The organism is Pleurocapsa sp. PCC 7319 (assembly GCF_000332195.1).
Classification (GTDB): domain Bacteria; phylum Cyanobacteriota; class Cyanobacteriia; order Cyanobacteriales; family Xenococcaceae; genus Waterburya.
This window is the reverse complement of record NZ_KB235922.1, coordinates 1,859,579-1,871,316: the sequence shown is the minus strand read 5'-3', so window position 1 is coordinate 1,871,316 and position 11,738 is coordinate 1,859,579. Positions and strand designations below refer to the sequence as shown.

The following is an 11,738-nucleotide window of genomic DNA, read 5'->3' as shown; positions in this document are numbered from 1 at the left end:
TCCTTTGACTCTTCCTTGCTAAAATACGGGCTTAGTTTGCCCAGGCGATTGTTTGAGCGAAAAGCCGTTGCGGGGGGAACCCCCGTTGAGGCTATTGAAGCTGTTGAGTTCACTAGAGGAGGAAGAGTTGGTAGCGACCCAGCTTTAGGACGGTTTCGAGCAACCAAGGATACCACGGTCTACTACCTTCTCTAAACTATCAGGATTTAAAATCCTAATTTCAAGATACAAGGATACCGCGGAGCATATTAGTGATTAGTTTTTAGTTTTTAAGGATACTCCTAGACAATTACAATTATTTTGGTTGATGAATATGAAAAATAGATTTTTGCCAGGATAACGATTTGCCAGAAACACAAATATTTTTTTACCAAGAGGAAGATGGAACTGTTCCAGTAGTGGAATGGTTAAATGAGCTTAAGAAAAAGAATCCCAAAGGCTTTATCAACTGTTTAGCCAGAATTCAACAATTACAAGCATCAGGTCACGAACTTCGCCGCCCCGCATCGGACTATCTACGAGGTAGTATTAGAGAATTAAGAGCAAAACACCGAAATGTACAATATAGAATCCTTTACTTTTTTCAAGGACAAAACATAGCAATTCTTGCCCACGCCATAATTAAAAAGGGAAGTGCCGTTCCCAATACCGATATAGAAAAAGCGATAACCAGAAAAAATATATTCGAGCAAAACCCAACCGCTCATACTTATCAAGGAGAAATTTAAAATGGCAAAGACAACTGACGCGATGAAAATTATAGACAATATGATTGGAGATGATGCTCAAATGCGGGAAATGCTGGCAGAAGCATCACTCAATGCCGAAGTAGGACAACTTATATATGATGCTCGTCAAAAAGCAGGTTTAACTCAACAACAACTTGCCGAACTTGTTGGAACGACAGAAACTTTAATTGACGATTTAGAAGAAGCTGATTACGAGGGAAATTCGTTGGTAATGCTGCACAAAATTGCGATCGCTCTAAATCAAAAACTGACACTCAATCTCGTTCCTCTTGAAGATAATCCCACTAAAGAGCCAATATCTTGTTGAAACAGTTGTTAGTTATTAGTTTTTAGTTTTTAGTGCGATCGTGAATTGACTATTAAATTGTAACTTATGAATCTTTGCTCTTTTTAAGACAATAAATATGAGACTAATAAATAATGAAGCCGAACTGCTGGCAACTCAAGAACGAATTGATGCAATTTTAGATAAACAAAATATTACTCAAGATGATAAAGACTACCTTAAAGTATTAGGGACTCTCGTCTATGAATACGAGCAAAAACACGAACCAATGCCAGTAGTAGAAGGAATCGAACTTATTCAGGCTTTAATGACTGAAGAAAATTTGCAACCCTGTGACCTTATTTCTATTTTTGGTGATGAATCTACAATTACTAAAGTTTTAGAAAAGAAGCAGAAAATTACTGCCAAACAAGTTAAAAAACTTAGTGAGTTTTTTCATATTTCTCCAATCATGTTTTTGTCTTCAGAATAATTATGTCTATGACTAGAAATTTTAAAGAAACAATTAATGACAGAGTTCAAAAAGACCCTGCGTTTGCTAAAGCATTGCTAGATGAAGCTATTTCTCTTTTTCTAAACGGCGAACCAGAAACAGCCAGACTAATTTTGAAGTCGAGAGAGGCGGAGGTTGCCTCCGCATCTCTAATCGACTTGTTGAGAGACTTAATGAACATAACCACAGAGCTTAATAAACTAGCTAATGAAACTTCAAAAAAAGAAATAGGTTAGAAATATTGATTAATCAAGTTAAAGAAGAAAATTATCCATTTCGTACATTTGAATTAGGAGTAAAAGAAGAAAATCTATACCGACAGAAAATCTATTCAATTGAAAAAGATATGGAAATAAAAGAATTACTTCAAGAAAAACGAGCAGAAATCCTCAAAATTGCTGCTCAATATGGAGCTTCTAATGTACGGATTTTTGGTTCTGTAGCTAGGGGAGAAGTCACCGCAGATAGTGATATAGATTTCTTGATGGACATTCAAGCTGGACGCAGTTTGTTAAATCGTATCGCTTTAATTCAAGATTTAGAAGATTTACTCGATCGCAAAGTGGATGTTGCCAAACCAGAAATCCTACATGAATGTATTCGCGAACAGGTATTAAAAGAAGCTATCCCTTTATGAAAAACGATCTACTTTATCTCAGTAATATACAAGAATGTATTGAAGCAATTGAGTCTTATACCCTTGATGGGAAAAAAATATTTATGCAGACTCGTATGATTCAAGATGCCGTCATTCGCAATTTGCGGTGCGACCCCGCTGATTTTTAATCAGCAAGGGAACGCGCACCAAGAAGAAGTGATTGGTGAAGCAACAAAAAGATTATCGCCTGAATTTAGAGCAAAATATCCAGAAGTACCTTGGAGAAGAATTGCTGGATTGCGAGATGTTTTAATTCACGACTATCTTCGGGTAGATTTAGATGAGGTATGGGGCATCATCGTTAATGACTTACCCAATTTAAAGACTGGGATTAATAAGATTATTCAAGTTATTCGGTAGTGTCGATCGATCTTAAATAGAGAGAAATCAAACTCATTGGGGAATGATAGTAACAAAGGTACTAAATTCTTGACTCCTTGCCATGACCTTTGAAATTATTCATAAACCCACTTTTACCAATCAATTACTTCTCATTCCCAAAGAGCGAGTAGTTCAGATACTTGAAAAAATTGAAGTTCTCCGCAACGAGCCTAAACCTCATGGCAATCTCAAGAAAAAACTCCATGGCTACAAAGGTAACGTCTATCGCCTGCGTTCTGGTGATTATCGCATCATCTACACCTATGGAGATGGTTGGGTAACACTCCTGGGAGTTGATGCCCGTAAAGATGTCTATAAAGGAAGCAAATTAGTCGCGGAAACTCCCGAAATAGATATTAGTAACCTGCCCGATCTAGAAACAATTTTAAGTCCCGAAATTGCGCCTCAACCTCCAATTATTCAAGAAAAAGACCAGAAAACTTTATTACCAGTCACAATAGACGAAGAGCTACTTCAAAGTTTGCGAATCCCTCAAGAATGTTTTGTTCCCCTCATCACCTGTCGCACTTTAGACGATTTAATTACAGTAGATGTACCCGAAGAAATCAGAAATCGTCTTTTTGATTGCATTACCACACCTAACTTCGATCGCGTTCTGGCTCAACCTTCTTTGGTTACTGGCAGTACTGACGATCTACTTCGTTTCAAACAAGGCAATTTACTCGGTTTTCTGCTCAAACTCAATCCCGAACAAGAAAAATACGTAAATTGGGCGATCGATGCTCAAGGTCCTACTCTGCTTAAAGGTAGTCCAGGAACGGGAAAAAGTACCGTTGCCCTCTATCGCGTTAAGGCAATTATAGAAGCCCTCAAAGCTGCTGGCATTGAGAAACCCAAAATCTTATTTACTACTTACACTAACGCTCTAGTGGCGTTTTCCGAGCAACTGCTAACCAGTTTACTGGGAGATGATATTAAGTACGTTGAGGTAAAAACAGCAGACGCGATCGCTTTTTCTTTGGTTCGCCATGAAAGCCCTAAACTGCTTACTACGAAACAAGCTCGTAAATTACTCAAACAAGCATTATCAAAGGCGATTACCTCTTTACCTGGTAACAAACTACAAAGATATGCTCAACAACAAATTCTCGACCGTCTCAACCCAGATTATCTCCTCGAAGAAATCAACAGCATTATTGAAGCCAGAGAAATTACTACTCTTGAAGCTTATCAAGCTACGCCGAGAAATGGGCGCAAAATTCCTCTGAATAAAACTCAACGTCAAGCTATCTGGCATCTACGGTCACAATTCTATCAACTCCTCAAGCAAAATAATCTGGTAACGTGGCAGCAACTCCGTACCCACGCCTTACAACTACTACGTCAAAGCCCAAATCCACCTTTATACGATGCAGTTATTATCGACGAAGCCCAAGACCTCGATCCTAATGGTCTGCGTATCTTGATTCAACTTTGTCGCGCCCCAAACCGCCTATTTATTACCGCAGATGCTAATCAATCTATTTATGGCAGTAGTTTCCGTTGGCGCGATATTCATAGTGACCTCAAATTTGTCGGACGTACGGGCATTCTTCGCATTAATCACCGTACCACTCAAGAAATCGATTTAGCTGCCCATTCTTACCTTAATGAAAGCGTAATCGACTGCGAGATTGGCGATCGTGAATACATTAACAATGGTGCATTACCTGCGGTACGTGCCGTTAATCATGCTGAAGACGAAGCTATTTTACTAACCCGTTTCTGTCAACACCGTGATTGGATATGCTCTCTAACCGAGAGCATCCCTCACGGTCAAACTGCTACTCGCGAATACCGCCTTGGTATTGGCTCTTGTGCCATTCTCGTACCGACAGCCGAATCGGGAACAAAACTAGCCCAACAACTAAATTATCAAGGATTAGAAGCTCATTACACTGACAGCCGAGAATTAGATTTGCATAAGCAGGGAGTAAAAATTCTGACCTTAAAAGCAGCCAAAGGATTGGAATTTCCCATAGTCGCGATCGCGGGATTTCTTACTTCTTCTTTCCCCACTATTGCCAGAGGTACACCCCAGGATGTTAAAACTGAAATCTACAATCGAGAACGTCGCACCTTATTTGTTGCCATGACAAGAGCCATGCGTGCCTTACTAATAGTAGTGCCAGCCCAAAAACCTGGAATCTTACTGCAAAATTTTGACCCTCAATGGTGGAATTTGGGAGTAGTTAGTAGTTAGTAGTTAGTAGTTAGTAGTTAGTTTAATTTACAGTAGATTTCGATGAGTATCTATACTTCTTGTAGAAATAGAGGACGAAGGACTAAGAACCAAAAACTAAAAACTAAAAACTAAAAACTAAAAACTAAAACCCAACACATGAACATCATTAAACTTCCTCCTATATTACCTGGCGGATTAGATTTAACCGAGATCAATCAACAATTACAAGCTGGAAAGGCACAGTTGGACTGGAGTGAAGTAGTTTCTGCCCAGCAAAAGTATTTAGAAGTTTTATTAGCCCGACTCGATCTTTCCGATCGTGCTGAGGTCTTAGGAATCGATGGCGCGATCGATGATGATATAGCCGATCGAATTATTCGTTGCTTTGAAAAAGTAAAGCCTAAAAAAAGTAAATCTTCGACCAAAAAGCAATCCAAATCTAAATCTACTCCTCAAGTCTGGTCACAATCTAGTTTTCTAGAAACAAACTATGTAGCTACTGAAAATTTAAATGAAGGTACACAAAGTAGTTTAGTTACAGAACAATTTACGATCGACCCAAAACTGAAAATTGCCACAGAAGAAGATCGATCGAGTTCTTCATCCGTTCCAACTATTATCTCCGTCGAAACAGCTAATTCCAACCAAAATAAGAACGACAATACACAAATACTAAATAAAGCCACTACCTATCAAATTCGTGCCGAACTTGAAGCAGCCATTCTCAAAGACCTTCATGGTCCTGTAGGTGGTGCAGAAGAGGAAATCGAAGAAAGAAGCGTTACAGATCGCTATCTAGTAGGTCTTCTCGCCCCTCAATTTCGACGCAAAAAGAACGAACCACAAGCAGATGAAGTTCCTTTAGAAGAAGAATCAGAACTGCAAGAAAGTTTGGGAATTGCTGGTCAAAATAGTCCAGAAGAAGACAGTACCCAAGGAAGTGTTCCTCCTCCCAACACCATGTTCCCCTCTTCAATGGGGATGACCTTTTGCGTTAGCGGGGAAGTAGAGACAATAGCAATTACTGCCCAATGGGGTAAATATCAACGAGAAAAGAGTCAGATTAGTTTTAAGGAAGATGGCAGTCCTCGACAGGTGTGGAAACGCTATCCTCATTCAGGAACAACGACTGAAGCTTTAGCTAATGGGCGAGAAATTCACTGGGTAGTTTCACCCCAAGAAGAGCCAGATGTGTACGTAAGTGGGAAAATACGCCGTCTAGATAATAAAGATTGGATTATTTCACTTTTTCTAGTTAATGCCCAACAAGAACCAAATAAACTGCGCGATCGCGCTTGGCTATTTCAACCAGAATTAATTGTTAATTCTCTAGACTCGTCGAATCCAGATATTTTCCTGCGTAAACCCATACCTATTTCGATTAAAAATCTCGACCCATTAATTCATCAGGAAAACCAAGCCATGGCAATGCTGTATCGTCACCAGGTAGAGTTTGCCGTGGGACATGGGGTCAGCGTTCGCGCCGAAACTACAGCAGAAAATCCCAGACGCGCCTTTTGTTTAGCTACTAGCTTTGTTCCTGCCTATGAAGTTGCCAAAACTACCCCTCCTACTGAAGAGGAAATTCCCCAATTGACAGGCTTGGTTTTAGATATGCAGCAATTAGCCCAAGGGAAAGCTCAAGAATTAACGACCTATCTCAATCCTCTGGTAACTGCTTATTCTAGCTGGCTCGAACAGCAGCAACAACGCATCAACGATCCTACCGAGGAACTGACAGAATATCAGGATGTAGCTGAAAGTGCGATCGCCAATTGCCAACAGACTTTAGAACGCATTCAAGCTGGTATAGCTGTGCTGCAAGATAATCCTCAAGCTGTTGAAGCCTTCCAGTTTATGAATCATGCTATGTGGCAGCAGCGCATCCATTCACTCTATGCAGAGAAAATCAGAAGAGGCGAAAAACTTAAATTAGCAGATATAGACATACCTAAAAACCGCAGTTGGTATCCTTTCCAGTTAGCTTTTATTCTGCTCAATCTCCCTAGCGTTACCGATCTACATCATCAAGACCGTTCTGACCCCACCAAAGCGATCGCCGATTTGCTTTGGTTTCCCACAGGAGGCGGTAAGACAGAAGCTTATTTAGGACTAACTGCACATACTATTGGCTTAAGAAGATTACAGGGGAAAGTAGGAGGTAGAGATGGAAATTACGGCGTAGCAGTTCTGATGCGCTACACTTTGCGTCTGCTTACTCTCCAACAATTCCAAAGAGCTACTACTTTAATCTGTGCTTGTGAAGAGATTCGTCGTCAAGATGAATCTAAATGGGGCAATGAACCTTTTCGCATTGGTTTGTGGGTAGGTCAAAATAGCACCCCTAACTATACCTCTCAAAGTGAAGAGTGTATCAAACAACTGCGAGGACAATCTCGACAGATCAAAGGCGGTACACCCCATCAGCTTACTAACTGTCCTTGGTGCGGTAGCAAAATCGATCCAGGTAAAAATATTACTGTCGAACCAGTAGATAAAGGTAGAGGACGCACCTTTATTAGATGTGGTGATAGTTTAGGTCGCTGTATCTTTTCTAAGGGTGAAGGTTTGCCTATTTTAGTCGTTGATGAAGAAATTTATCGTCGTCTTCCTACTTTACTGATTGCCACAGTCGATAAGTTTGCTCAAATGCCCTGGAAAGGTCAAGTACAAATGCTGTTTGGGCAAGTTAGTGGTTACTGCGAAAGACATGGTTTTCGTTCCTCCGATGTAGATGATAAGGAGCGACACAATAAAACTGGTTCTCTTCCTGCTGCCAAAACCATAGCCTGTGCTAAATTGCGTCCGCCAGATTTAATCATTCAAGACGAATTACACTTAATTAGTGGTCCTTTGGGAACTTTGGTGGGACTCTATGAAACTGCCATAGATAAATTAGCCTCTTGGGAAGTTAACGGTAAACTAGTTCGCCCCAAAGTTATCGCTTCAACTGCTACCATTCGTCAAGCTCAAACCCAAGTTTACAACCTCTTTTTACGCCAGCTTCAGATTTTCCCACCCCAAGGTTTAGATATTCAAGATAATTTCTTCTCACGACAAAGATTACCCAGCGAGGCTAACCCTGGTCGTCGTTATTTAGGTATCTGCGCCCCTGGACGGCGTTTAAAAGCAACTATGATTCGTGTTTACCTTGCTGTTTTATCTGCATCTCAGGCTTTATACGAACAGTATGGTGAAAAAGCAGACCCCTGGATGACTTTAGTTGGTTACTTCAATTCTCTGCGGGAATTGGGGGGAACAAGGCGTTTAGTAGAAGATGATATTCGCAACCGTTTGGCAAAAATGGAACGGCGAGGACTTGCTAAAAGAACTCGCATACTAATGGACGAATTGACCTCTCGCAAGGATTCTACTGAAATTCCCGTCATTTTAGATAAATTGGAAATTCCTTTCGATCCCAAAACCGAAGCCGAAAATAAATCCCGTCGCAAAGCAAATGACCGAGTTGAAAAGCCAGATCCATTAGATGTGATTTTGGCGACAAATATGATTTCTGTGGGTGTTGATGTCAAACGTTTGGGAGTGATGGTTGCTTGTGGTCAACCGAAAAATACTGCCGAATACATTCAGGCTACTTCACGGGTAGGCAGAACTCATCCAGGGTTAGTAATTACAGTTTATAATTGGGCGCGACCCAGAGACTTATCCCATTACGAACGTTTTGCCCATTATCACGCTACTTTTTATCAGCACGTAGAAGCACTTTCCGTCACACCTTTTGCATCGGGGGCATTAGATCGGGGTTTAACGGCTCTATTAATCTCATTAATCAGACAAACTGGAGAAGAGTTTAATGGCAATGATCGCGCTGGAACAATTGAACGCAATCATCCTTACGTCCAAGCAGCCCTCGATGCTATTATCGGTCGCGTCGAACAAATTGAAGGAACTCAAGCAGGCGATCGCCTACGTCGGGAGTTGTCAGCTAAACTCGATCGATGGTTAAGACGAATACAGCAATTAGAACCAGGCACTACTTTGCAATATCAAACATCCTCTAGAGACGGTACGGCAATTAAGTTAATCGAAGCTGCGGGTAAGGGACAATGGGATGATTTTACCTGTCTTAATTCTCTGCGTAATGTCGAACCTACCGTGGGCTTAGTCTTAACAGACTCTCCTCCCGATGAAGATAATTCTCGTTTGCCCCAGCCATTTAGCCAAACCCCATAAACGATTTTTTGATAACTTTTATGACTCAACGTGATTTTAAAAAGTACAAAGTAGGTGAATTACGCCCCAGTCAGATTTTATTTACCTACGGTATTGGTGCGATCGCCGATCTACCAAATTTAGCAGTTATGGTCATGGGGTTGGAAGAATGGGAGAAAAATCGCACTGCCGAATTGTCAGAGCCAAGACTTTTGGTTGCCGTACGTCGCCGACTCGGTTCTCAAGTAAAAGAGCTTCGCCTCCCCCCAATGCCTTCTGAAACAGCCGAAAGTCCCTTAGATGAAGCAGCGCGAATTGGCATACCCGTAGCCCCTTTCCCAAGCTGGATGGTTTGTCCCAAATGTCGTTTGCTTGCTCCTTTACAATCAGGATTATTTGAACTCAAACATAATCCTTACCGCCCTAACGAAGCCCGTTATGTTCATACTCACTGCCCAAGAACCAAAAAACCACCCGCCGTAATTCCTGCTCGTTTTCTCGTTGCCTGTGAAAATGGACATCTCGATGATTTTCCCTGGCGATATTTCGTTCACCAAGGTAATAGTGATTGTAAGGGGTCTCTGCGTTTAGAAGAATATGGGGTATCGGGTGCTGCCACTGACATTGTAGTTAACTGTGATGGTTGTAAATCCAGTCGTCGTTTATCCGATGCTTTTGGTGAGGTAGGGAAAAATAATCTCCCAGCTTGTAGAGGTCGTCATCCTCATCTCCGCAATTTTGAGGATTGCGATCGTCAGATGAAAAGTATTCTTTTAGGTGCGTCCAATAGTTGGTTTTCTTCTACTCTTTCGGCTCTTTCCATTCCCTCTGCTTCAAACCAGCTAGAAGAATTAGTGGAACAAAACTGGGTCACTATAGGTAAAGCTAATAGCCAAGAAACATTACAGGTTTTACTATCAGCCTTACAAGCAACAGGACAGCTTCAAGATTTTACCTCTTACTCTCTAGAAGAAATTTGGGCGATCGTCGAAGCTAAACAGCAAGGAATTGAAGAAACTGAAACTAATTACCAAGATTTAAAAACACCAGAATGGCAGATCTTCTCTGAAGCTGACTCTAGTAAAAATACTAGAGATTTTCAATTGCACCCTGTTTCTGCTCCTGTTGGCTATGAAAAATATTTTAGGCAAATTGTTCTTATTGAAAGACTAAGAGAAGTTAGGGCTTTAATTGGGTTTACTCGAATTCAATCTCCAGGAGATTTTGCCGATATAGAACAACAAAATGACGAATGTATTGCTCCTCTCAGCCGTTACAAGCCCAAGTGGCTGCCAGCAACAGAAATTAAAGGAGAAGGAATTTTTCTTCAATTTAACGAAGATAGATTACAAGCATGGGAAAAACTGTCAGCAGTCAAAAAACATGAAACACAGATCAAAGTAGCTCAAAAAGACTGGCTCAATAGTCGCAATTCAGAACTTGTAGATAAAGTTCCTTTTCCTGGTATTCGTTATGTTCTATTACATTCTTTTGCTCATGCTTTAATGCGCCAGTTAGCTCTTGAATGTGGTTACAATGTAGCCAGCTTAAGAGAACGCATTTACTCTCAGCCACCAGAGGCTGAAAATGGAGCGCAAGCAGGCTTGTTAATTTACACGGCTGCTCCCGATAGTGAAGGGACTTTGGGTGGATTAGTAAAGTTGGGAGAATCGCAAACTCTTGGTTATCATATTGCCCAAGCTCTTCAACAAATGCGTTTGTGTGCTTCAGACCCTCTGTGTGCCGAACACAAACCCCATGGTGGTACATATTCTTTACATTGGGCAGCTTGTCACGCTTGTTTGTTCTCACCAGAAACTTCTTGCGAACGGGGAAATAAATTTCTCGACCGTTCGGTTCTCGTTTCTACAGTTGCCACAGTTGCGAGCGATAATTTAGCCTTTTTTGAAACTTAAATGAAAGACGAGAAATCACTGGATAGTACTCGTGAAAACGTAACACCAGAAGCAAGCTTACGCCACATTAAACTGTTGAAACAGATCGATCAAGTCGTAAATTTTTTATCACCGTCGGTTCTCGATTCTGTTATTGCTGGTCTCCATGACTCTCCTTCTGGATACAATGAAGCTCTTGTAGCAAAGTTGTTAGGAAAACTACCCAATCCAAAATTTCGGCGTGTAGTTGCTGAACTACTCTCAATTTGGCAACAGGATCAGAATAATTGGAACAGTTGCTCTCTCGCAGCAGCTTTAAGCAGTGCTGCATATTCTGTTACTCAAATTCGCCAAGCTTTAGATGTAGAGTTAGTTTGGACTGGCCCAGAAACTAATGGTCCATCTTTTCGCCGGACTGACCAAGTCTTACTACAGTTAATTCGTGATGCACAAGATGAATTGACCTTGATTAGTTTTGCTATCTATAAAATTCCAGACATCGCTCAGGTACTAATAAAAGCTCTGAACCGTGGAGTTAAAGTAAGACTGATTGCAGAAAACCCTGAAGTTGCTGATAAAATTCCTTTTGGGATAAAAGAGGCTTTAGGAAAAGAAATTATTGAACGAGCACAGGTATTTATTTGGCCGAAACACAAAAGACCTGTAGATAGTGAAGGTCGATATGGTTCTTTGCATATTAAGTCTGCTATTGCTGATTCTCATAAACTCTTTATTACAAGTGCCAATCTTACTCAGTATGCTTTTACTCTCAATATGGAAATGGGTGTTTTGGTTCGGAGTCGTTATCTAGCTAATCAAGTTGAAAGTCAAATAGAAGATTTAATCCAACATGATGTATTGGTCTTAATCTAAAATTGTTACATAGTCATATGCACCTATTTGTAACGCCAGAAAAAG

Annotated in this window: 9 protein-coding genes and 2 pseudogenes; all 11 read left to right on the top strand. The window is 40.7% G+C overall.

Annotation, left to right across the window (positions count from 1 at the left end):
- Window positions 1-36: 36 nt before the first annotated feature.
- Window positions 37-195, top strand: a complete 159-nt coding sequence (locus PLEUR7319_RS41270) for a hypothetical protein (protein ID WP_237743564.1) — start codon at window positions 37-39, stop codon at window positions 193-195.
- Window positions 196-344: 149 nt separating this feature from the next.
- Window positions 345-728, top strand: coding sequence for a type II toxin-antitoxin system RelE/ParE family toxin (locus PLEUR7319_RS0112390; protein WP_019505546.1), 384 nt, complete (start codon window positions 345-347; stop codon window positions 726-728).
- Between the two features lies 1 nt (window position 729).
- On the top strand, window positions 730-1,056 hold the full coding sequence (locus PLEUR7319_RS0112385; protein WP_019505545.1) for a helix-turn-helix domain-containing protein: 327 nt from the start codon (window positions 730-732) through the stop codon (window positions 1,054-1,056).
- 97 nt (window positions 1,057-1,153) lie between these two features.
- Window positions 1,154-1,507 carry a type II toxin-antitoxin system HigA family antitoxin gene (locus PLEUR7319_RS0112380; protein WP_019505544.1) on the top strand — a complete coding sequence of 118 codons (354 nt, stop codon included), beginning with the start codon at window positions 1,154-1,156 and terminating at the stop codon, window positions 1,505-1,507.
- A 2-nt stretch (window positions 1,508-1,509) separates the two neighbouring features.
- Window positions 1,510-1,749 (top strand): annotated as a pseudogene (locus PLEUR7319_RS40030) (hypothetical protein); the annotation flags it as partial.
- A gap of 125 nt (window positions 1,750-1,874) precedes the next feature.
- The gene (locus PLEUR7319_RS0112370) at window positions 1,875-2,165 is read left to right on the top strand and encodes a nucleotidyltransferase family protein (protein WP_026102471.1); all 291 of its coding nucleotides are present in this window, start codon (window positions 1,875-1,877) and stop codon (window positions 2,163-2,165) included.
- Window positions 2,162-2,546, top strand: a pseudogene (locus PLEUR7319_RS40670) (DUF86 domain-containing protein). The gene PLEUR7319_RS0112370 and the pseudogene PLEUR7319_RS40670 overlap by 4 nt, the downstream one beginning before the upstream one ends.
- 82 nt (window positions 2,547-2,628) lie before the next feature.
- Complete coding sequence (locus PLEUR7319_RS0112360; RefSeq protein ID WP_019505539.1) at window positions 2,629-4,770, top strand: UvrD-helicase domain-containing protein; 2,142 nt, start codon at window positions 2,629-2,631, stop codon at window positions 4,768-4,770.
- Between the two features lie 138 nt (window positions 4,771-4,908).
- Complete coding sequence (gene drmA / locus PLEUR7319_RS0112355) at window positions 4,909-8,946, top strand: DISARM system helicase DrmA (protein WP_019505538.1); 4,038 nt, start codon at window positions 4,909-4,911, stop codon at window positions 8,944-8,946.
- A gap of 20 nt (window positions 8,947-8,966) precedes the next feature.
- The gene (gene drmB / locus PLEUR7319_RS0112350) at window positions 8,967-10,841 is read left to right on the top strand and encodes a DUF1998 domain-containing protein (RefSeq protein WP_019505537.1); all 1,875 of its coding nucleotides are present in this window, start codon (window positions 8,967-8,969) and stop codon (window positions 10,839-10,841) included.
- On the top strand, window positions 10,842-11,693 hold the full coding sequence (drmC, locus tag PLEUR7319_RS0112345) for a DISARM system phospholipase D-like protein DrmC (protein WP_019505536.1): 852 nt from the start codon (window positions 10,842-10,844) through the stop codon (window positions 11,691-11,693). It abuts the gene before it with no gap.
- Window positions 11,694-11,738: the final 45 nt, after the last annotated feature.

What these genes read in the sequence shown, in the direction of transcription:
- drmA (WP_019505538.1), top strand. Translation starts at nt 4,909, where the DNA reads ATGAACATCATTAAACTTCCTCCTATATTACCTGGCGGATTAGATTTA.
- PLEUR7319_RS0112360 (WP_019505539.1), top strand. Translation starts at nt 2,629, where the DNA reads ATGACCTTTGAAATTATTCATAAACCCACTTTTACCAATCAATTACTT.
- drmC (WP_019505536.1), top strand. Translation starts at nt 10,842, where the DNA reads ATGAAAGACGAGAAATCACTGGATAGTACTCGTGAAAACGTAACACCA.
- drmB (WP_019505537.1), top strand. Translation starts at nt 8,967, where the DNA reads ATGACTCAACGTGATTTTAAAAAGTACAAAGTAGGTGAATTACGCCCC.
- PLEUR7319_RS0112380 (WP_019505544.1), top strand. Translation starts at nt 1,154, where the DNA reads ATGAGACTAATAAATAATGAAGCCGAACTGCTGGCAACTCAAGAACGA.
- PLEUR7319_RS0112370 (WP_026102471.1), top strand. Translation starts at nt 1,875, where the DNA reads ATGGAAATAAAAGAATTACTTCAAGAAAAACGAGCAGAAATCCTCAAA.
- PLEUR7319_RS0112385 (WP_019505545.1), top strand. Translation starts at nt 730, where the DNA reads ATGGCAAAGACAACTGACGCGATGAAAATTATAGACAATATGATTGGA.